This window comes from Microbacterium sp. zg-B185, assembly GCF_030246885.1.
Lineage (GTDB): Bacteria > Actinomycetota > Actinomycetes > Actinomycetales > Microbacteriaceae > Microbacterium.
Map to the genome: position 1 here is coordinate 1,328,526 of NZ_CP126739.1, position 19,424 is coordinate 1,347,949.

Annotated in this window: 22 protein-coding genes; 11 read left to right on the forward strand and 11 right to left on the reverse strand. The window is 68.1% G+C overall.

From position 1 onward, the window contains the following. Positions 1-7 precede the first annotated feature (7 nt). The 5 genes from QNO12_RS06310 to QNO12_RS06330 all read right to left on the reverse strand — a co-directional run bounded on the left by QNO12_RS06310 (position 8) and on the right by QNO12_RS06330 (position 3,633). Entirely contained in the window at positions 8-583 is a 576-nt protein-coding gene (locus QNO12_RS06310) for an MFS transporter (protein ID WP_257501902.1), read from the reverse strand. After that, the gene (locus QNO12_RS06315; protein ID WP_257501906.1) at positions 580-1,287 is read right to left on the reverse strand and encodes an MFS transporter; all 708 of its coding nucleotides are present in this window, start codon (positions 1,285-1,287) and stop codon (positions 580-582) included. The genes QNO12_RS06310 and QNO12_RS06315 overlap by 4 nt, the downstream gene beginning before the upstream one ends. Continuing rightward, on the reverse strand, positions 1,284-2,501 hold the full coding sequence (locus tag QNO12_RS06320) for a cupin domain-containing protein (RefSeq protein ID WP_257501907.1): 1,218 nt from the start codon (positions 2,499-2,501) through the stop codon (positions 1,284-1,286). Before QNO12_RS06320 ends, QNO12_RS06315 begins: the two co-directional genes overlap by 4 nt. Before the next feature lie 178 nt (positions 2,502-2,679). Further along, positions 2,680-3,333 (reverse strand): DUF6226 family protein, encoded by a 654-nt coding sequence (locus QNO12_RS06325; RefSeq protein WP_257501908.1) that lies wholly within the window; start codon positions 3,331-3,333, stop codon positions 2,680-2,682. Between the two features lie 126 nt (positions 3,334-3,459). Beyond that, the gene (locus QNO12_RS06330) at positions 3,460-3,633 is read right to left on the reverse strand and encodes a DNA-binding protein (protein WP_257501909.1); all 174 of its coding nucleotides are present in this window, start codon (positions 3,631-3,633) and stop codon (positions 3,460-3,462) included. A gap of 169 nt (positions 3,634-3,802) precedes the next feature. Here QNO12_RS06330 and QNO12_RS06335 point away from each other — a divergent pair, with 169 nt between their 5' ends. Continuing rightward, positions 3,803-4,030: a hypothetical protein gene (locus QNO12_RS06335; protein ID WP_257501910.1), complete on the forward strand. Its 228-nt coding sequence runs from the start codon at positions 3,803-3,805 to the stop codon at positions 4,028-4,030. Between the two features lie 11 nt (positions 4,031-4,041). Here QNO12_RS06335 and QNO12_RS06340 read toward each other — a convergent pair whose 3' ends face one another. Next, entirely contained in the window at positions 4,042-4,293 is a 252-nt protein-coding gene (locus QNO12_RS06340) for a hypothetical protein (protein ID WP_257501911.1), read from the reverse strand. 34 nt (positions 4,294-4,327) lie between these two features. Here QNO12_RS06340 and QNO12_RS06345 point away from each other — a divergent pair, with 34 nt between their 5' ends. The 5 genes from QNO12_RS06345 to QNO12_RS06365 all read left to right on the forward strand — a co-directional run bounded on the left by QNO12_RS06345 (position 4,328) and on the right by QNO12_RS06365 (position 9,557). Beyond that, complete coding sequence (locus QNO12_RS06345) at positions 4,328-5,620, forward strand: HNH endonuclease signature motif containing protein (protein WP_257501912.1); 1,293 nt, start codon at positions 4,328-4,330, stop codon at positions 5,618-5,620. A 296-nt stretch (positions 5,621-5,916) separates the two neighbouring features. Beyond that, complete coding sequence (locus QNO12_RS06350) at positions 5,917-6,927, forward strand: ABC transporter substrate-binding protein (RefSeq protein ID WP_257501913.1); 1,011 nt, start codon at positions 5,917-5,919, stop codon at positions 6,925-6,927. A gap of 94 nt (positions 6,928-7,021) precedes the next feature. Then, positions 7,022-7,876, forward strand: coding sequence for an ABC transporter permease (locus tag QNO12_RS06355; protein ID WP_257501914.1), 855 nt, complete (start codon positions 7,022-7,024; stop codon positions 7,874-7,876). Further along, complete coding sequence (locus QNO12_RS06360) at positions 7,873-8,727, forward strand: ABC transporter permease (protein WP_257501915.1); 855 nt, start codon at positions 7,873-7,875, stop codon at positions 8,725-8,727. The genes QNO12_RS06355 and QNO12_RS06360 overlap by 4 nt, the downstream gene beginning before the upstream one ends. Then, positions 8,724-9,557, forward strand: coding sequence for an ABC transporter ATP-binding protein (locus QNO12_RS06365; RefSeq protein WP_257501916.1), 834 nt, complete (start codon positions 8,724-8,726; stop codon positions 9,555-9,557). The genes QNO12_RS06360 and QNO12_RS06365 overlap by 4 nt, the downstream gene beginning before the upstream one ends. 42 nt (positions 9,558-9,599) lie before the next feature. Here the strand turns inward: QNO12_RS06365 and rox are convergent, their stop codons facing one another. The 4 genes from rox to QNO12_RS06385 all read right to left on the reverse strand — a co-directional run bounded on the left by rox (position 9,600) and on the right by QNO12_RS06385 (position 13,949). Continuing rightward, entirely contained in the window at positions 9,600-11,027 is a 1,428-nt protein-coding gene (gene rox, locus QNO12_RS06370) for a rifampin monooxygenase (protein WP_257501917.1), read from the reverse strand. Then, the gene (locus tag QNO12_RS06375; protein WP_257501918.1) at positions 11,024-12,364 is read right to left on the reverse strand and encodes a flavin monoamine oxidase family protein; all 1,341 of its coding nucleotides are present in this window, start codon (positions 12,362-12,364) and stop codon (positions 11,024-11,026) included. Before QNO12_RS06375 ends, rox begins: the two co-directional genes overlap by 4 nt. Positions 12,365-12,454: 90 nt before the next feature. Next, entirely contained in the window at positions 12,455-13,348 is an 894-nt protein-coding gene (locus QNO12_RS06380; RefSeq protein ID WP_257501919.1) for an RNA polymerase sigma-70 factor, read from the reverse strand. A 10-nt stretch (positions 13,349-13,358) separates the two neighbouring features. Continuing rightward, positions 13,359-13,949 (reverse strand): carboxymuconolactone decarboxylase family protein, encoded by a 591-nt coding sequence (locus QNO12_RS06385; RefSeq protein ID WP_257501920.1) that lies wholly within the window; start codon positions 13,947-13,949, stop codon positions 13,359-13,361. A gap of 114 nt (positions 13,950-14,063) precedes the next feature. Between QNO12_RS06385 and QNO12_RS06390 the strand changes: the two genes are divergently transcribed. Then, entirely contained in the window at positions 14,064-14,333 is a 270-nt protein-coding gene (locus QNO12_RS06390) for a hypothetical protein (RefSeq protein ID WP_257501921.1), read from the forward strand. On the opposite strand, the gene QNO12_RS06395 is transcribed toward QNO12_RS06390, so the two are convergent. Further along, positions 14,324-14,665 (reverse strand): hypothetical protein, encoded by a 342-nt coding sequence (locus QNO12_RS06395; protein WP_257501922.1) that lies wholly within the window; start codon positions 14,663-14,665, stop codon positions 14,324-14,326. The two genes, QNO12_RS06390 and QNO12_RS06395, sit on opposite strands and share 10 nt — an antisense overlap. A 291-nt stretch (positions 14,666-14,956) precedes the next feature. Between QNO12_RS06395 and QNO12_RS06400 the strand changes: the two genes are divergently transcribed. The 4 genes from QNO12_RS06400 to QNO12_RS06415 all read left to right on the forward strand — a co-directional run bounded on the left by QNO12_RS06400 (position 14,957) and on the right by QNO12_RS06415 (position 19,410). Continuing rightward, positions 14,957-16,495 (forward strand): ice-binding family protein, encoded by a 1,539-nt coding sequence (locus QNO12_RS06400; RefSeq protein ID WP_285178342.1) that lies wholly within the window; start codon positions 14,957-14,959, stop codon positions 16,493-16,495. 193 nt (positions 16,496-16,688) lie between these two features. Next, positions 16,689-17,642, forward strand: coding sequence for a MetQ/NlpA family ABC transporter substrate-binding protein (locus tag QNO12_RS06405; RefSeq protein WP_257501924.1), 954 nt, complete (start codon positions 16,689-16,691; stop codon positions 17,640-17,642). Between the two features lie 74 nt (positions 17,643-17,716). Then, the gene (locus QNO12_RS06410; RefSeq protein ID WP_257501946.1) at positions 17,717-18,742 is read left to right on the forward strand and encodes a methionine ABC transporter ATP-binding protein; all 1,026 of its coding nucleotides are present in this window, start codon (positions 17,717-17,719) and stop codon (positions 18,740-18,742) included. Beyond that, positions 18,736-19,410, forward strand: coding sequence for a methionine ABC transporter permease (locus tag QNO12_RS06415; RefSeq protein ID WP_257501947.1), 675 nt, complete (start codon positions 18,736-18,738; stop codon positions 19,408-19,410). The genes QNO12_RS06410 and QNO12_RS06415 overlap by 7 nt, the downstream gene beginning before the upstream one ends. Positions 19,411-19,424 lie beyond the last annotated feature (14 nt).

Genomic DNA, 19,424 nt, shown 5'->3' on the forward strand with positions numbered 1-19,424 from the left:
TTGAGCCTCATGGTCGTCTTTCGAGCGGGGGACGGGTCGGGGATGACGGTGTCGGCGGGGCGTCGTCGCGAGGCCGGATGCGCCCGATGAGCGCCCCGACCCCCGCTGCGGTCAGGCAGGCCGCTGCCGCGAGGAACAGCGACGCGCGCCCACCAAACGCCTGGCCGACTCCGCCGACGATCACGGCACCGATGGGAGTCGTGCCGATGAACGCCGTGGTCCACAGTGCGGTGACGCGCCCTCGCATTCCCGCCGGCGCGAACAGCTGCACGGTGGAATTGCCGGTCGTGAGAAACCCGATGCTGCACGCTCCGACGAACACGATCGTGACGTTGGCGACGAGCGAGTTGAGGGCTGCGGCGGTGAGGCCGAGCGTCACGCCATAGGCGCCGCTGATCATCGCCATGCGGGTGAGGCCTGTCTGCGGCCAGAAGAGGAGGAAGACCCCTGCGGCGATGGACCCGGCGCCGAATCCTGCCGTCAGCCAGGCGTACTCGTCCGCGCCGCCGGCGAGTGAGTGCTCGCCGAAGACGGGCAGGCTCACTTCGTACTCGTAGGCGAGTGTGCCGACGATTGTCATCATGACGAGCGGCCCGAGGAGCTGGGGATTCGTCCGCGCGACCCGCAGTGCCGCACGCACCTGCCCGGGCGGCGGGGGATCCTGCCCTCCGAGTGGATCTGCGCGGTGCGCATCGACAGCAGCAGCGCGATCACGAGGGTGAAGCTCGCCGCGTTCGCGATGAAGCACCACCCGAGGCCGACGGTGCCGATGAGTGCGGCGGCGACGAGGGGGCCGACTCCGCGTCCGACGTTCGCCAGGATGCTGTTGAGCGTGACGGCGCTGTGCAGCACCTCCCTCCCGACGAGCTCGGGGATGAGGGCCATCCGTGCCGGATTGTCGACGGCTGTCAGCACCCCGAACACCACCGCGACGAGGAGGGCGAGCATGAGGGAGTGGTGGCCGGTGAGGATGACGATCCCGAAGCCGAGGGCCAGCAAGGCCAGCGCCGTCTGGGTGACCAGCAGCGTGCGCCGACGATCGTGGCGATCGACGAGCACGCCCGCGTACGGGGCCAGCAGCAGCACGGGGAGGTAGCGGACGGCGGCGACGAGCCCGAGGTCGAAGGCCGACCCGGTCATGGTCAGCACGAGCACGCCCTGCGCCACGGTCTCAGTCCATGAGCCGATAAGACTGATTCCCTGACCGGCGATGAACCGCCGGTAGTTCGGCACCGCGAGGGCTGAGAACCGGGCAGACGGCGGGGCGGCCTGCCCGGCCGCGGTCATGACGGGGTGCGGAGGGGAACGATGCCCTGCGTGGTGCGGGGGAACGTAGCAAGCGTCTCCGCGGGGATGTTGAGGTGCGCTGACACCAACTGGGGCGGAAGGTGCGCCAGCCAGTTCGCCAGCGACACCTCCTCGTATCGGTTGCTGCGGAAAGTCTCGAGGAAGATCAGCTGCTCGTCGCCGGTGTTCTCGATGTAGTGCCCGTAGTTGCGCTTGACCACACCGACATCGCCCGCGGTGAAATCCATCGTGTTTGCATGCGGGCCGGTGTTGAAGACCGTCATCCGCGCCGACCCCTTGAGGTAGTACTGCCACTCATCGGCGTTGGGGTGCCAATGCAGCTCTCGCATGCTTCCCGGCTCCACCGTCACCAGGGCCGCGGCGACGGTGGTGCTGGCGGGGAAGTTGGTCGAGTCGGCGATGCGGATGCTGCCTCCGCTGTTCTCGTGGATCGGCGCGGACTGCGCGAGCCGGAAGATCACCGGCTGGTCGTCACCCCACTGGACGCCCGCGGCGAGCTGATCCTTCTCCAGTTCACCCGGCACCTCACCGGGAAAGATCCATAGGTTGTGGAGCGGGATGTCGCGGAAAACCTCTTGGGCGACGCCGAAGTTCTTCGCCAGCACATCGGGCGGGGTGTGCGAGAACCAGTCGGTGAGGAGCAGCGTGTTCGACTCCGACTGCGCGCCGTCGTCGAAGGCGAGCACGAACTCGGCTCCCTCCGGACCCAGCCCCTGCAGGGAGTGCGGCAGGCCCGGCGGGAAGAACCACAGGTCTCCCGCGTACACGTCTTCGACGCTCGGCAATCCGGTGCGACTGAGCGTGGTGATGCGGCATCCGCCCCGCGTCATCAGTGCCCACTCCGCCGTCTGATGCCAGTGCAGCTCGCGGATCGCGCCCGCGTCGAGGTACATGTTGACGCCGGCGATCTCGTCGGAGATGGCGAAGTCCGGCTGAGTCACCTCCCGCGCCCATCCGCCCGCCTGCACCCGCCGCGGCGAGATGTTGAAGGACGACCAGAAGAACGCCTGAGTGGAGACGTCGGTGGGCGGTGCGTGCAATTGGCTCGGGAACAGATTCGCCAATGCCGGGTTCTGCGGGCCGGTCATCGCGAGGGCGGTTGGGTCGCCGCTCGTATTGATCTCGCCCTCCGGGGGCAGGTCAGGATTGCCTAGTACGGGTGATTCGTGGTGCGGAGCGGGCTTCGGGTCCATGGCCGCCTCCTCGGGCTTCCGGCCTCATCGGGCATTTACGCGCACCGTATCGGAGCGTATAACTGGGGGTCAATACCCGGAACGACGCAGGGAGACCCCCTGACGGACGCAGATCAGCATGCCCGGAAATCTCGGCTGACCTGGGCGGGATTTCGAACAACGCTCGTGCCGCGATCCATCAGGACGATGAGGGTGGGGGAGGCCATGCGGCCCACCCGTCGGGGAGGTTCCGGAGGATGGGCTCAGCCGCTTTGACGCGCGCCGCAGGGATGTCTTGCGCGAGAGACCGGCCACCACGTCCACCCCCGTCGGGGTAGCTGAAGCTGTGCTCTACCCAAGGCCGGATGCCGTGGGTGATGCTCTCGCGATAGTGCCCGGTGACGACGGCGAGCACTTGTCGTTCGAGGTCGTCGGCTTCCCCTTCCCAGTTCGAGTCGCAGGCGTCGCAACCGCAGACCGGGTATTGGAAGTCGTTGAGCAGTCCGGCGTGCATGGAAATCCCCGGGTACGCGGTGAAGACCAATGTCAGGGACGCGGACGCCGGGTCCTTCGGTCGGATCCGCACGGCGCGCACCACGTCGTGATACGCGGGGCGAAGCAGATCCGCCGCCGTCTCCGCGCCGTCGTCGACCTCGACGTCGTAGGTTTCACGGAGGTGCGCGATGAGGGCATCCGCGACGGCGTGGAGGGGCGCGAACCTCTCCGGGTGCGTTTCCACCGAGTAGGTGTCCTCCGGGGGCGAACCGGCCCACCGGTTCCCGTAGTCGATGACCTCACCGTCGGCGTCGCGGAACACCGGCGCATCGATCGAGGGGCGCACGTAGGAACTCACCCCGTCATCCTGTCGTACCTCGGGGCACCGGGGTGCGGTCGGCGAGAGCCGTGACGCCGCCCGTCCCGCCGAGTGCGACGGAACAGATCGGCGGATACGTCGAGCTGTCGTCGAGTCGGCCGACCGCTACTCCTCCAGAGCTGCGTCCAACAGCCGCACCGCTTTCGGCCCGACTCCGTGGAGTGTCGCGAGGTAGCCGATGCCGACCTTCTCTACGTCATCCAGATTCTCGACCCCGGCCTCGGCGAGCGCTCTCGCGGCTGGTGCGCCGATGTTCGGGAGAGGGCGTGGAGTGTCCATGTCTCGCAGACTACGCACTGAACCGCGTGCCTCAACACGTAGACCCGCGCCAGATCGGCGGCCAGGGGTCCACCGCGCGCCCTCCCCGAGGCTCATGCTCCGGACAGGTTGACTCGGTGCCCACCACATGGTCTGTGCTGGGCATTACCACGCACATCAGGAGGTCACAGTGATCGTTCGCACCATCGGGACAGTTCTCCTCGGCGCAGGGTTCGCGATGCTTGCCGCGGCCGCGCTGATTCACGACCCGACGGCCTTGGATGCCAACATCGGGGCGGGTGCGCTCACCCTGGCGGGGATGCCGATCGGCGCGCTCGGGCTGGCAATGACGGTCACGGCCGCCGCGTACAGGGTGTGGCACCGACGTGACCGACCACGCACGGGAAGCGCACCGTGATCGGCTGCCCGTCAGCACATGAACGGTGCCGTATCCACAGGCGCGCGCGGCGTCGCTTCGCCGACCGCGGAGAAGCGGTCGGTGAAGGCGAGGCGGTCGTCTGCGCAGAGGACGCTCCAACTCGAGGACACGCCCATCCCCGTGGCGGCGAACGCGTCGGCACGGGAGGCGGGGACGGCCTTGTCGCGGCACACCCCGCCGGGCTCGACGAGGGATCCGATCAGAAGCCGCTCGGCGGCGTGGTCGGGCTGATGGTGGGGCATCCTCAATGTCGGAGGTACGTTCTAATCTGGTTGCATGTTCGAAGACCCGCTGGACACACACGTGGGGCACCCCAGCCCGCTCGATGTGGTGGTCGATCTCGAGGCCACGATGGCGATGTGGGCGGCGGAGCGACTGGGGCAGATCGATCTGCTGCGGCGGGCGTATCTCGCGGATGCCGAAGCGGCCGGTCAGCGCTTCACCGACGTTGTGCTGCGCGGACTACGGCTCGAGCTGGCCTCGGCGAGTCGGATCACCGAGCACGCGGCGGGCAACCTGATCGCGCTCGCGGAGGCGATGGTGCATCGCTACCCGAAAGCCCTGCACGCCCTCGAACGCGCTCGTATCACTGAGCGGCACGCCGAGATCCTGGTGGGCGGTCTCGACGAACTGGACCCCCAGCTTCGCGCCGGAGTGTTCGATCGTGCGCTGGCGTTTGCCGAACAGCAGCCTGTTGGCGAATTCCGCCGATCCCTGCGCAACCTGGTCGACTCCGCACGTGTCGTGACTCTCGCCGAGCGCCACGAAGCGGCGCTGTCCCAGCGGAGGGTCTATGTCGAGCCGGTCGAGGACGGCATGGCGTGGACGCATCTGCTCGGCCCTCAGGTCGAAGCTCACGCGGCGTACGGTCGCGCGACCGCGATCGCGAAGACGATCCTCGCCCAGGACGGCGAGACACGCACCCTCGATCAGATACGTGCAGACGTGATGGCAGACCTCCTGATCGAGGGCACCGTGGCCGCGCATCCCAGCGAGGCGCGCGGCATCCGTGCCACCGTCGTCGTGACGGTACCTGCGCTCGCGCTGCTCGAGGATTCGGACGAGGCGGTCGTGGCCTCCGGTGCAGACCCGGCGACCGTCGAAGGCATCGGGCCCATCCCGATCGCGCGAGCTCGGGAGCTGTGCGGGGGAGATGCGACCTGGATGCGCGTGCTCACGCACCCCGAGACGGGCATGATCCTCTCGGTCGGTCGCACCCAGTATTCGCCGCCGGCAGCGCTGAAACGACTGGTGAAATGGCGGGCCGACCGGTGCATGGGTCCGGGATGCGGGATGCCGGCATCCCGGTGCGAGGTAGACCACACGATCGCGTGGGAGCACGGAGGCGCCACTTCGTTGGAGAACCTGGCCCCACTGTGCAAGGGCCATCACAAAGTGAAACACCACGGCGGCTGGCATCTCAGACAGCTGCCCGACAGCGGCGGTGCCGTCGAATGGATGTCACCTTCAGGTCGGAGATACGTCGTCGCACCGGAGCGTCGGGTGCCCGTGTTCACCGTTTCGGGTGGGAGCCCCCAGGTGCACGGCACCGATCGTCCGCCGTTCTAACGCGCGGTCCGGCGGCCACCGCAGCTCGCTGCAGCACCGGCACCGGCACCGGCACCGGCACCGGCACCGGCACCCGCACCGGCACCGGCACCAGCACCGTGTCCTGAGCGTCCTCGCCGTTCGTTGCGCCGCCGTCACCACAGACGATCCTGCGCCATGTCCACGTGTCCCAAATGTGATCTAAATGTATTCAGGCAACCTGCGATTCCCGAGGTATTCAGTTAGCCTGTAACTATCCGGACCGACTCCCGTAGGCCGGTATGCACTATCTCGCAGAAGAGATCAAGAGGACACCAATGACGTTCCCACGCACACGCACACGCGTCGCAGCAGTCGCCGCGGCCATCACCGTGGTCGGCCTGCTGGCCGGCTGCTCCGGCTCCGCCGCGCCCGAGGCGGGCGACACCGAGCAGACCCTGGATCCGGCCAAGCCGGTCGCGATCACCGTGGGCACACTGCCCGCCGGTGACTACGCGCCGCTGTACATCGCCGACGCTGAGGGCTACTTCGAAGAAGAAGGCCTCGACGTCACCATCGAGATCATCGCCGGCGGTGCTGTCGGCGTCACCCAGCTCGTCTCCGGTGACCTGCAGTTCAGCTCCGCAACCTGGACCAACGTGCTCAGCGCCGTGTCGCAGGGCCTCGAGATCCAGGTCGTCCGTGAGGGCACAGACTCCGACAAAGAGGGCATCAACGGCCTGATCGCCGCTGACGGCTCGGGCATCGAGTCGGTCGAGGACCTGCGCGGCAAGACGCTTTCGGTGAACACGCTGGCTTCCGCGACCGAGACCCAGATCCGCGACTGCCTCGCCACAGCGGGGCTCGAGGAGGGCGACTACGAGCTCGTCGAGGTGCCGTTCCCCGAGGTCGGCGCGGCCGTCACACAGGGTCGCATCGCCGCCGGTTTCGTCCCGGAGCCGTTCATCACCATCGGCAAGTCGCAGGGACTCAGCTCGATCCTCGCGACGTCGGTGTGCAACGAGACGCAGCGCAACAGCACGATCGTGACCTGGAACACCTCGCGTGCCTACGCCGAGGAGAACCCCGCCGTGGTCGCCGCATTCGTGCGTGCGATGGACAAGGCCACCAAGCTGGCCATCGACGACCCTCAGGTGCTCATCGACATCCTGCCGACGTTCACGACGCTCACGCCGGAGCTGGCCGCGGCCATCACGTCGCCGAGCTTCGTCGAGGACGGCACGCCCAACACCGATGGAGCCGAGAGCGCGATGAAGCTGATGCTCAAGTACGGCCTGCTCGAGGAGCCGCTTGAGGACCTCTCGCAGTACGCCTGGCAAGGCAAGTGACGTACCCGGACGGAGGCCCGTACCCTCGGGCCTCCGTCCGGCCTCCTCCGGCCAGCCCGGATTCCACTCCCACGAACAATGGAGGCGGTGACCCTTGGCGGTCCTGACCCAGACACCGACCCCGGCACGTGCCCGGCGGCGTTCCACTCCCGGCGCCGGTTCGGCCAAACGCAAGTCGATCATCCGCGGCGCCATCGGGCTGGTCGTCCTGTTCGTCGTCGCCGAGCTCATTTCCCGCTCCGGCATCGTCGATTCGGCATTCCTGCCCCCGACCTCTCTCGTGCTGGTCCGCACCGCCGAGCTGCTCGTCGACCCGGGCTTCATCGGCGCCGTGCTCGCAACGCTTCAGGCGTGGGGGATCGGTTTGCTGATCTGCATCGTCGTGGCCGTCTCGATCGGGGTGGTGCTCGGATCTTCCCGCGGCGCGTACTCGGCGAGCAGGGCGGTCATCGAGTTCCTGCGCCCCATTCCGTCGGTCGCGCTCATTCCACTCGCCATCCTGGTGTTCGGAAACGACGCCGAGATGAAGATCGCGCTCATCGTCTTCTCGACCCTGTGGCCCGTCCTCTTCAACACGATCTACGGCATGCACGACGTGGACCCGATCGCCAAGCTGACGGCCCAGAGCTTCGGCCGTGGACGCGTCGCCACCCTGTTCTCGGTGTCGCTGCCCAGCGCCGCACCGTTCATCTTCACCGGCATCCGAATTGCGGCATCCGTGGCGCTGATCGTCGCGGTCAGCGCGGAACTGCTCGCCGGGGCATCCGACGGACTGGGGCGATGGATGCTGGATGCCGGCGCCACCGGCAACCGCCCAGACCTCGTGTACGCGGCGACGATCATCGCGGGACTGCTGGGACTGGCCATCAACGGAGTGCTCGTGCTCATCGAGCGCCGCTTCCTGTCGTGGCAGCCGGCCCTGCGTCAGACCGGAAAGGGTTCGGAATGACCGAGGCGACCACTAAGACCACCTGGATGGGTGTCGTCCGACGCCCTCGTCGGGACTTTCGCAAACTCCGGGAATTCGGCATCCGCTGGGGTGCCCTGCTGGCCCTCGGCCTGGTGTGGGAGCTCGCCGCCCGCATCGCCGAGTCCCCGTTCTTCCCGCCGGTCTCGGCGATCATCGAGCGGTTCGTGGCGATCTGGTTCTCCGGACCGCCGTCGTCGCTGTTCCTGACCGAACGTGTCGGAACCGACATCGTGCCCAGCCTTGTCCGGATGCTGGGCGGCTGGTCCATCGCGGTGGCCTTCGCCATCGTGCTGGGTGTCGCGATCGGCCGCAGCCGCGTGCTCGGCGACTATGTCGAGCCGATCATCCACTTCGTTCGCGCGATCCCGCCCCCGGCCCTCATCCCGATCTTCCTGATCCTGCTCGGATTCGGAAACGAGATGCGGGTGGCGCTGATCGCGTTCGCGGTGATCTGGCCGGTGCTGCTCAACACGATCGACGGTGTCCGGTCCGTCGAGACGCTGCACCTGGACACGGGGCGCGTGTTCGAGTTCGACCGCCGCAAGATCTTCTTCGGCGTCGTGCTGCCGAGCGCAGCTCCCAAGATCTTCGCGGGCCTGCGCGTGAGCCTGTCGGTCGCGCTGATCGTCATGGTCATCTCCGAGATGGTGGGCAAGCCGGACGGCATCGGCTTCGTCATCCTCGGCGCGCAACGCAATTTCCGAATGCTGGATATGTGGGCAGGAATCCTCCTGCTCGGCATCCTCGGCTACGTACTCAACGCGATCCTCGCCCTGGTGGAATCACGCGTGACCAGATGGCACCGGGGCGCACGAGAGGGACTGTCATGACGATCACCACCACTGCGACCGACCTGCTGACGATCGAGGGTCTGGGTCACGTTTACGAAGGCCGCCAGCGTCACGAGGCGATCGGCCGGCTCGACTTCACCGTCCCCGAGGGGTCGTTCATCTCCATCGTCGGGCCCTCCGGCTGCGGCAAGACCACGATGCTGCGCTGCCTTTCGGGGCTGATGAAGCCCACGCGCGGCACCGTACTCCTGCAGGGCGAGCCCGTGCTCGGCGTTCCGCGCGACCTGGCCCTGGTCTTCCAGGACTACAGCCGGTCGCTGTTCCCGTGGCGCACGGTCGCGGGCAACATCGCGTTCGTCCTGCCCCGACGCGGCCTGACCGCCGCGGAGCGCAAGGCACGGGTCGACGAAAGCCTGGACGCGGTGGGGCTGACCGGCTCGGCCGACAAGTACCCGTGGCAGCTTTCCGGGGGAATGCAGCAGCGGGTCGCGATCGCTCGTGCGCTGGCCTACCGGCCCAAGATCCTGCTCATGGACGAGCCGTTCGCGTCCGTGGACGCACAGACGCGGGCCGAGCTCGAGGACCTCATGCTGGCGGTGCGCGAACGCTTCGACATGACGATCCTGTTCGTCACGCACGACATCGACGAGAGCGTCTATCTGGCCGATCGCGTGCTGGTGCTCTCGAAGTCGCCCTCGACGATCGTGGCGACCATCGACGTCGACCTGCCGCGCCCGCGCGACCAGGTCTCGACCCGCGAGCTGGACCAGTTCGTGCAGCTGCGCTCAGGGATCGCCCGCATGATCCGCGACCAGTCGACGCGGCGCCCGACGGCGGGAGCGATCGCGACCGACGGGGCAGCCTCCTAGAGTCGGCGCCGGTCGGTCACGGGCCGGCGGTGGTCGTCCCGACTACGGCCCCGCCGTCCCGAACCATCGGCGCAGAGCGACGAGCAGCCCGCGCTGCTCATCTCCCATCCACGCCACATGACCGTCCGGTCGCAGCAGCACGGCCGGTGCGGACAACTCGTCGGTGGTGTCGACGACCGCATCGACCCGATCACGCCATCCCTCCACGGAGAGCGCACCGGTCTGATCCAGAAGCAGCCCGCGCCCGCGGTGCATGAGTTCGTACAGTCGACCATGTGAGAGACGGATGTCTCGCAGCCGTTTGCCGACGGGCTCTTCCGCTGGGCCGAAGTCGTAGCGGATCCCGATTCCGGTGACCTTCTCGATCAGAAACCGGTTCACCTGGTCGAAGTCCATCAGGTCGGTCAGCAGAGCCCGCACCGCCTGCGGACCGGGCTCTGCAGAGATGAGCTCGGACTGCGCTCGAGTCGTGGTCAACACGTCCGCCGCGACCGGGCGCCGCTCCACGTCGTAAGTGTCCAGCAGGTCAGCGGGCGCCCAGCCGCTCACCTGAGCCGCGAGCTTCCAGCCGAGGTTGAACGCATCCTGGATCCCCAGGTTCAGCCCTTGGCCGCCCAACGGGGGATGCACGTGTGCGGCATCGCCGGCCAGGAACACCCGGGCGGACCGGTACTGCTCGGCCAGCCGGGTCGCATCGGTGAACCGGGACATCCAGCGCGGAGAGTGCACCCCGAAGTCCGTGCCCGCGTACGCGCGCAGCTGGGTCCGGAACTCCTCCAGAGTCGGCGGCGTCGTGCGGTCCTCGGACACGCTGGCGGCGGGGACCACCGCTCGGTGCAGTCCGTAGCCGGCGGGGCCGATGCCGAACCCGCGGTGAGTCTGCCGCACCTCGGTCATCACCGCGGCCACCTCGTCGGCCGGCATCGCGACCTCCAACTCCGCGAGCAGCCATTCCGTCTGAGCCGGCTCCCCGGGAAACTCCACTCCCAGTCGCCGCCGCACGACGCTGCGGCCGCCGTCGCAGCCGACCAGCCAGCGGCCGCGCAATCGCGTTCCGTCGGCGATGCCGACCGTGATTCCGTCGGCATCCTGCTCGATCTCGGTGACCTGGACGCCCCGGCGGATCTGGGCACCGAGTTCGGCGGCACGTTCGGTCAGCAGACGGTCGGTGACCGGCTGGGGGATGCCGAGGACGTAGCCGTGCGCCGTGTCCAGGTCTGGCGGCCACGGCTTGTCGATGCCCGCAAACCGGGCGCTCGCGGGATACTCCCGGCCCTGCGCGACGAACCGGTCCAGCAGCCCGCGCTGATCCAGGATCTCGATGCTGCGCGGGTGCAGGCCGAGGGACCGGACGAGGCGGCTCGGCTCGGTGTCCCTCTCCAGGACCAGCACCTGCACGTCGTGCAGCCGCAGCTCGCCGGCGAGCATCATGCCCGTCGGACCGCCGCCGACGATGATCACGTCCGTCATGGGAACCTCCCGGTCGTGGCAGCGGTCCACGCGTCGGCGATCGGGATCTCGCGGTGGAGGATGCGCGATGCCGCGCGGTGGCCGGAGTGCAGTGCCGCGGATACGGTCGCCGGATCCTCGGTCCAGGTCGCCTCCCCGGCGATATGGAGCACGCCGCCGACCGGGCGGGCGAGGTCGTCGTGGTCGGCGGTCGTGGAACCCACGGTCATGTAGGCATAGGACCCGCCGGCGAAGGGGTCGTCCTGCCAGTGCGTGATGTGCACGGAGGTGGGGTTCTGGACCCGAGCGCCGTAGAGACGACGCAGCTGCCCGAGCACCGACCGGGCCACCTCGTCGTCGTCCCAGCCGCGGGTCTGAATGGCGGCGGGTCCGGCGGCGAAGGTCAGCAGCGTGGGCGTACCGTGCACAGCGGTGAGGTCGTACCAGGAATGCCACCAGCGGCCCTGCGGTCCCTGCTGGCGCACGACGTAGACATCGTCGTCCCAGAACTTGGTCGGGAAGCGCAGGAACACCTTCTCGAAGGCGTTCATCCTGAGCCGGCCCAGCGCATCGGCGACAGGGGAAGGGAGGCGTGGCTCGATGCGGAAGGCATCGGACTGAAGGACGCCGACCGGCACGGTCACCACTGCCGTGTCCGCGGCGAAGCTGCCGCGGTCGGTGGTGACGACGACGCCCTCCGATGACCACTGCACGCGCGAGACGACGTGCGCGAAACGGATGTCGAGGCCCTCTGCGAGCCGCAGGGGAAGGCGGTCGTACCCGTCCGGGAACACGACCTCATTCCCGTCGATGGCGTCGTCGTCGAGGCCGTGCGCGGCGAGGTCCTCGATCCACGCCCCGTACTGCTCCTCGGCGCGGTGCTCGAGGAACTCGCGCACCCGTTGGAGGCGTTCCTCGTCCCAGCCCTGGAAGTCCAGCGCCGCGTCGGTGACGTCGCGGTAGGAGGCATCGGGGGAGGACGCCGCGACCACATCGAGGAGCGTCGAGTCGACGGCGTGGATGTCCTGCGTGAAGCTCCGCGCCGCGGCATCCGAGAGTCTGCAGCAGTCGGGGCCGTAATAGGCGATCGGGCGGCTGTCCGGCTGGTAGCCGCCCACCGTGAACTCCATCGTCTGCATGCCGAAGGCCTCGGCCGCCGCTGCGACGGGGCTGTCGTTGATGCCGTGGATCCACGACGCGCCCAAGTCGGTGACCAGGCCGTCGCGCCGGTCGGTCCACACCCGCCCGCCCACGCGGTCGCGGGCCTCGAGCACCACCACGGTCCGCCCTGCCCTGGCGAGCAGTCGTGCGGCGGTGAGTCCGGCGACGCCTGCCCCGATCACGATCGTGTCGAACACCCTGGTGCTTCTCCCTCACGGCCCGGCAGCTCCATGCGTCACCCTACCGAGGGCAGCGGACCGGGGACACCGTCCGGAACGCAGCAGCGATCACCGACTGAGCGACGCTTCCTCATCCAGTCGTCCGAGCTTGTCCGGGTTCGCGATCGTGTACATCCGCGTGATCAGTCCGTGCTCGACGGTGAAGGTCACGACCGCCATGAGCTGGCCATCCAGCTCGACCCGGAGAGCGGCCTGTCCGTTGACGCGCGCGGTGCTGGCCGTGAGCGTCCCCTCGACCTTCGCGAGGTTGCCAGTGAGGTAGCGCGCGAGCCGCTGCGCGCCGACGATCGGTCCCCGCGCCGCTCCGCGCACCTTGCCGCCACTGTCTGCCACCGAGGCCACGTCGGGCGCGAGCACGTCCATGAGCGCCTGCAGATCGCCCGTGTTCAGCGCTCTCACGAACCGCTCGACGACCTCCTCGTGCTCCGCCGCGACCACGCGCATCCGCGGCTGCCGCGCCGACACGTGCGCCTTCGCCCGGTGCGCGATCTGCCGCACTGCCGCGGGGCTCTTGCCGACGGCATCCGCGATCTCGTCGTACGGGACGTCGAACACCTCCCGCAGGACGAATACTGCCCGTTCGGCCGGGCCGAGAGTCTCCAGCACGGTGAGCATCGCGATGGACAGACTCTCTGCCAGCTCGATGTCGGCGGCGACGTCGGGACCGGTCAGCAGCGGCTCCGGAAGCCACGGCCCGACGTACTCCTCGCGCCGGCGCGCCACCGTGCGCAGCTGATTGAGCGCCTGTCGCGTGACGATGCGCACGAGGTATGCACGTGGCTCGCGGACCTCGGCCTGATCCACGGCTGCCCAGCGCAGCCAGGACTCCTGGAGCACGTCCTCGGCGTCGGCGGCGGATCCGAGAAGCTCGTAGGCCACAGTGAACAGCAGCCCGCGATGGACGAGGAACGGATCGTCCTCATGCCGGCTCGGGTGGCTCATGCCGGCGATCCTACGCAGCGTCGGCGACGGCCGGCGGTGCTGCCAGCGGAGCCAACCCACACGCGTCTGCGAAGTGCTCCGAGCGGATGCCGAGGGCAAGGTTCATGCGCGCGCTCATGTTCATGAAACCCACGCGAGCGGCTAGTTCCACCAGCGCGGCGGGTCCGAGCTCGGCGAGCAGAGCGTCGGAGAGTTCGTCGGTGACTGCGGGAGGTGTCTGGCTCGCCGCTTCGGCGTATTCCATCACCTTCCGCTCCAGGGGACTGAAGAGCGCGGATTCCCGCCAGCGGGGGACCTCACGCACCTTCGCCTCGTCCAGCCCGTGATTGTGCGCCATGAAGTAGTTCAGATCCAGGCAGAAGCTGCAGCCGATCGTGGCGGCAGAAGCCATGGCGGCATAGGAGGAGAGCTCGGGCGTCAGCGCGTGCCACCCCTCGACCTTGCGGCCGGCGCCCATCGCGGTCTTCATGACGGCCTTGTTGTGCCACAGCACGCCGACCGAGTCCGGAACTCGTCCGGTCATCCGGCGAGCGGCGAATGTGACGAGGGCGCCGAATGCTCCGGTGATCGGTGCGGCGGGGATGCGGGTGTGGTCGGTCATCTCGTGCTCCCGGGGTCGTGGGCGGTCTTTGACATGAGACACCGGCCGGACAACGGGTGTGACATCTTCGTCGCGTGAGAGCATGTGCGTGCCACCAGCAGAAAGGCCGAGACCATGCCGGATCCACGCCGCACCACGATCGCCGTCGGGAAGCTTTCGATCCGGCCCGCGGATGCGGTGGACCGCTGGGAGGTGCGCGGCACTGCTCACGACTCCGTGGCGGTCGAGGGGTCGTGGGGGGAGTGGGTCCGCCTGGCGAGGCGCATCCTCGACACGGACGCGCTGTCGCGGGACCTCGAAGCGCGAGGCGACGCGTGGGATCGCGGCCATGCTGCGGGCATTTCGGATGCCGGCGACGGGGAATCCGCGAACCCCTACCGCTGACCCACGGGCGTGCGTGCGTCCTCACCCGGATTCACCGATTCGGGACTCTGCGGGAACCGGAACGCGCTGTCGCGCGGGCGCAGGGACCCTCCGCGCTGGATGTGTCGCAGAAAGCCGACCAGCGCACCGGCGGATTGGGAGGTGAGACCGGCCTCGTAGCACTTGATCTGAAACGCACGTGGGTCCACCGGCATCCAGCGTTCACGGACGTTCATCATGTCGGCTTTGACCTGGTCCTCCTCGCGGCGGGGGACGTGCCCACTGGGCGCTGCGGCGGCGCCCACGCATTCCAGGATGTCGTTGACGCTCGGCGGCAGGGGGTCTGTCTCCATAGCCGCACGATAGACGGTCCGTGTGCCGCCCGCACCGGGAGAAACCCCCGTTCCTTTTGCAGAGCATGCGGGGAATGGCATTTTCGAGGCAATGAAGGTAGCCGATGGGGGGTGTAGCCACCCACCAAACCGGGGCTATGAACCGATTACGCAGGCGTATTCCCAGCCTCGCATGAACAGTACCGGCCATCTTCGGGTTTTCTTAGGGAAAAGTAGTCTATGGATCTACTGTGAAAAGTGGCTCACTTCGGGCCGTGCCCCCGGCATCTCTGGGGTGAGAAGGCGGTTCCCATGGGAGCCCATACGTCCAAACCCGCCCGGCTGACGCACGCCCGGCGACCATATCGCACCGCCGCTGCTGCGGCCGTCGCGCTCGGCATGACTCTGGCCGGCTTGACCGCCGTGATCCCGAGCGCTTACGCCGCGGCAACTCCGATCGACCTCGGGACCGCAGATTCGTACGTCGTCCTCGGTGGAGCCTCCGTGACGAATACCGGTCCCAGCACCCTGGATGGGGATCTCGGAGTGCACCCCGGAACCGCGATCAGCGGATTCCCGCCGGGCTTGGTCACGGGCGGCACCACCCACTCCGCTGACGCCCACGCCGCGCAGGCCAAGGTGGACCTGGTCACGGCATACAACAGTGCCGTAGCGCAACCGTTGGGCGAGACGATCAGCGCGGACCTCGGTGGACGCACGCTGCTCGAAGGCGTGTACACCTCGGGCTCTTCGATGGCGCTCACCGGAGAAGTGACCCTCAACGGGGACGCGGATGCGGTCTGGGTATTCCAAATGGGTTCCACGCTGACCACCGCCTCGGCCAGCATGGTGACCCTGACGGGCGGAGCGCAGGCCTGCAACGTGTTCTGGCAGGTCGGCAGCTCGGCGACGCTCGGCACCAACTCCGACTTCGTCGGCACCATCATGGCTCTCACGTCCATTACGGTGACGACCGGCACAGAAGTTACGGGCCGCGCCCTTGCCCGCAACGGCGAGGTGACGCTGGACAACAACGTCTTCGTTGATCCCGGGTGCGCCGATTCGGGTGAAGAACCTGGTGATGGCGAGAACCCCGGTGGTGAGAACCCGGGTGGTGAGAATCCCGGTGGTGAGAATCCCGGTGGTGAGAATCCCGGTGGTGAGAATCCCGGTGGTGAGAATCCCGGTGGTGAGAATCCCGGTGGTGAGAATCCCGGTGGTGAGAATCCCGGTGGTGAGAATCCCGGTGGTGAGAATCCCGGTGGTGAGAATCCCGGTGGTGAGAATCCCGGTGGTGAGAATCCCGGTGGTGAGAATCCCGGTGGTGAGAATCCCGGTGGTGAGAACCCCGGTGGTGAGAACCCCGGTGGTGAGAACCCCGGTGGTGGCGTCGGCGGTGAGAACCCCGGTGGTGGCATCGGTGGTGGCGGTGGCACTGGTGGCGGTGGCACAGGTGGTGGCGGCGCCGATGATGGTGGCGCTGGTGGCGGCACCGGTGGCGTCGGTGGCGGTGGCGGCACGGGTGGCAATGGCGGCAACGGTGGCGGCACCGACGGCACAGGTGGCGGCGGCACTGGTGACGGTGGCTCAGCCGGTGGCAACGGTGGCATCGGCGGCAACGGTGGCAACGGTGGCGGCTTCGGCAGTGGTGCCCCCGGCACCCCGCAGGCCGGAACGCCTTCCGCAGTCACTCCCGCCGTCGACAGCGCGCGAGCTGGCGACAGCAAGACGCTGGCCAAGACCGGCAACGACGGATCCAGTCTCTGGATCCTGCTGTCAGCGGCGTTCTGCGCCATCGGAGGTGGCTTCCTGATCACTCAGGCCCGCCGACGAAGCGCCCAGCGAAGCTAGCTTCTCCATACCAGAACGCGTCGTACGGGACCGAACCCGCACGGCGCGTTCTGGCGTCCCCGGTCCCGTCCGGGTCGCGGTGTTACGCCCCGGGTCGCACGATTTCGGCGGATGCCGCGGTGCACTCAGGCTGGAAATCAGATGATCTGCGCGCCCCGCCGGACACCGCCCCCGACTTTCGGAGAAGAAGCTCTTGAGTAACGACAACTCGACCCACGCCGAGATCGACGCGCATCTGGCGAAGAAGAAGTCCCGTCGCCGGATCGGCATCATCGTCGGTGTCGTCGCCGTCATCGCCATCGTCGCTGCGATCACGATCCCGATCGTCGTGCAGAACTCCTCAGCCACCGCGGGCGGTGACGAAGAGCTCATCCCGCTCACGATCGCCGACACCGCGCAGAGCGACTTCCAGGATGCGATCGTGAAGGTCGGACGTGAGAACGGCCTGGACATCGAGTTCATCAACTTCGATGACCCGTACCTGCCCAACACCGCCCTGGTCGAAGGTGAGGTCGACGCGAACTCCTTCCAGCACGTGGCCTGGTTGAGCCAGTTCAACAAGGAGAACGACGCCGACATCACCCCCGTCTTCTCCACCGTCATCTCCGCCTGGGGTCTCTTCTCCGACTCGGGCGACTCGGTCGAGGACATTCCGGCCGGCGCCCGCATCGCGGTCCCCGACGACCCGGCGAACTTCTCTCGCTCGCTGTTCATCCTGCAGACCGCCGGCCTGCTCGAGGTCGACCCGGATGCGGGTGTCTTCCCGACGGAGGAGGACATCACCGCCAACCCGGACAACATCGAGCTGGTGCGCATCGCACACGAGTCCGTGCAGACCGCGTATTCCGATCCGACCATCGACGCGGTCGTCGTGGCCACCGACGACTTCGACCCGGCGCTGAAGATCACCAGCAAGGACGCGCTCGTGCTCGAGGATTCTTCAGCCGCGACATCCAGCCCGTACGTCATCGTCGTCGCGACCACCGCGGACAACGCCGACAACCCCGCGTGGGCGCTGCTGGAGAAGACCTACCGGGACGACCGGGTCGTCTCGGCGCTCGAGAAGGAGAAGCGCGGCGAGGCCACAATCGTCCAGCTGCCGGTCGCCGACCTGCGCGCCGCGCTGGCCGAGCTGACCGCGCAGTAGTCGTCTCCGGCGGGCGGCGGCTCTGTGCCGCCGCCCGCCGTGACGTCCCTGTGCATCCCGATCGAAAGTCCTCAATGTCAGAGCGCATCCGCCTCACCGGTGTTTCCAAGCAGTACCCCACGCGCAAGAAGGCGACGCCTGCGCTCGCGCTGGACGGCATCGACCTGTCGATCGAGGCCGGTGAGGTGTACGGCCTGATCGGGCGGTCAGGCGCCGGAAAGTCCACGCTGCTGCGGATGATCAACGGTCTCGAGGCTCCGAGCAGCGGGCAGGTGCTGGTCGACGGCGTGGACGTGCAGCGGCTCTCCCCGAGCCAGCTGCGTACCCTGCGCCATGGCATCGGGATGGTGTTCCAGCAGTTCAGCCTCTGGAACTCCCGCACCGTCTACGGCAACATCGCCACCCCGCTGAAGATCGCCGGGTGGAAGGAGGCGGACATCTCCCGCCGGGTCGGCGAGCTGCTGGACTTCGTCGGACTGGGCGGCAAGGCCTTCGCGCGTCCGCGACAGCTGTCCGGCGGGCAGAAGCAGCGCGTGGGAATCGCCCGCGCGATCGCCAGCCGGCCCTCGATCCTGCTCGCCGACGAGGCGACCAGCGCACTGGACCCGCAGACCACCACCGAGATCGTCGACCTGCTGCGATCGGTGAACCGCGAATTCGGGATCACGATCGTCGTCGTCACGCACGAGATGGACGTCATCAGCCGTCTGGCCGACCGGGTCTCGATCCTCAGCCAGGGGCGCGTCGTCGAGTCCGGCGACATCCACCAGATCCTTGCGCGCCCTGAGCATGCGGTCACGCAGGGGCTCGTCGGCTCGTACACGCGCACAGCCCTGACCGACGCCGAGAAGAGCGCGCTGCGGGACCGATTCGACGGGCGGAAGATCTCCGTCACCGTGGATCGGACGCTGGTGGACGGCCCGTTGCTGTCGCGCCTCGCGCGGGGGCACGGCGTCGACTTCGCGGTGATCCAGGGCGGCGTCGCCCGCGTCAAGGACCAGCCGTACGGACAGCTGAGCCTGGCGCTCTACGGCGATGACGATGCCATCGACCGCTTCACCGCCGAGCTGAGCGCGCAGACGGAGGTGACGACGTGGTGATCCCACAGTTCGTCGACGTGGACGTCGTCGTCCCCAAGGTCGCCAAAGCGCTCGGCGAGACGCTGTTCATGGTCACGGTGTCGTTCTTCTTCGCCGCGATCATCGGTCTGGTGCTGGGGATCTTCCTGTTCGCCACCCGACCCGGGCAGCTGCTGCACAGCCGGGTCGCGCACACGGTTTTGAACGTCGTGGTCAACACGCTCCGGCCGATCCCGTTCATCATCCTGCTGATCGCGCTGACACCGCTGACGCGCGCGCTGATCGGGACGAGCATCGGACCGGCCGCCGCGATCCTGCCGCTGACCATCGCCGCGTCGGTGGGGATCGCCCGTGTCGCCGAAACCAATCTGGTCGCCGTCGACCCGGGTGTCGTCGAGGCGGCCACCGCCGTGGGCGCGAAGCCGCTGCACATCCTGTTCGGATTCGTCGTCCGCGAGGCGTTCGGGCCGCTGCTGCTGTCGCTGACGTTCATCTTCGTCGCGCTGATCGACGCGACCGCCGTGGCCGGCGCGGTGGGCGGCGGCGGTCTCGGAAACCTCGCGCTGACCTACGGGTATCAACGGTTCGACTACGGCGTGATGATCCTGATCATCCTGGTCCTGATCGGCCTCGTGCAGCTCGTGCAGTTCGTCGGCAACCGCATCGCGCGCCGGTTCATCGACGGATGACCGCCGCCACGCGT

Excerpts from the sequence above, each read along its gene's own strand:
- QNO12_RS06310 (WP_257501902.1), bottom strand. The coding sequence starts at position 583 with ATGATGACAATCGTCGGCACACTCGCCTACGAGTACGAAGTGAGCCTG.
- QNO12_RS06315 (WP_257501906.1), bottom strand. The coding sequence starts at position 1,287 with ATGACCGCGGCCGGGCAGGCCGCCCCGCCGTCTGCCCGGTTCTCAGCC.
- QNO12_RS06320 (WP_257501907.1), bottom strand. The coding sequence starts at position 2,501 with ATGGACCCGAAGCCCGCTCCGCACCACGAATCACCCGTACTAGGCAAT.
- QNO12_RS06330 (WP_257501909.1), bottom strand. The coding sequence starts at position 3,633 with ATGGACACTCCACGCCCTCTCCCGAACATCGGCGCACCAGCCGCGAGA.
- QNO12_RS06340 (WP_257501911.1), bottom strand. The coding sequence starts at position 4,293 with ATGCCCCACCATCAGCCCGACCACGCCGCCGAGCGGCTTCTGATCGGA.
- QNO12_RS06345 (WP_257501912.1), top strand. The coding sequence starts at position 4,328 with ATGTTCGAAGACCCGCTGGACACACACGTGGGGCACCCCAGCCCGCTC.
- QNO12_RS06350 (WP_257501913.1), top strand. The coding sequence starts at position 5,917 with ATGACGTTCCCACGCACACGCACACGCGTCGCAGCAGTCGCCGCGGCC.
- QNO12_RS06360 (WP_257501915.1), top strand. The coding sequence starts at position 7,873 with ATGACCGAGGCGACCACTAAGACCACCTGGATGGGTGTCGTCCGACGC.
- QNO12_RS06365 (WP_257501916.1), top strand. The coding sequence starts at position 8,724 with ATGACGATCACCACCACTGCGACCGACCTGCTGACGATCGAGGGTCTG.
- rox (WP_257501917.1), bottom strand. The coding sequence starts at position 11,027 with ATGACGGACGTGATCATCGTCGGCGGCGGTCCGACGGGCATGATGCTC.
- QNO12_RS06380 (WP_257501919.1), bottom strand. The coding sequence starts at position 13,348 with ATGAGCCACCCGAGCCGGCATGAGGACGATCCGTTCCTCGTCCATCGC.
- QNO12_RS06385 (WP_257501920.1), bottom strand. The coding sequence starts at position 13,949 with ATGACCGACCACACCCGCATCCCCGCCGCACCGATCACCGGAGCATTC.
- QNO12_RS06390 (WP_257501921.1), top strand. The coding sequence starts at position 14,064 with ATGCCGGATCCACGCCGCACCACGATCGCCGTCGGGAAGCTTTCGATC.
- QNO12_RS06395 (WP_257501922.1), bottom strand. The coding sequence starts at position 14,665 with ATGGAGACAGACCCCCTGCCGCCGAGCGTCAACGACATCCTGGAATGC.
- QNO12_RS06400 (WP_285178342.1), top strand. The coding sequence starts at position 14,957 with ATGGGAGCCCATACGTCCAAACCCGCCCGGCTGACGCACGCCCGGCGA.
- QNO12_RS06410 (WP_257501946.1), top strand. The coding sequence starts at position 17,717 with ATGTCAGAGCGCATCCGCCTCACCGGTGTTTCCAAGCAGTACCCCACG.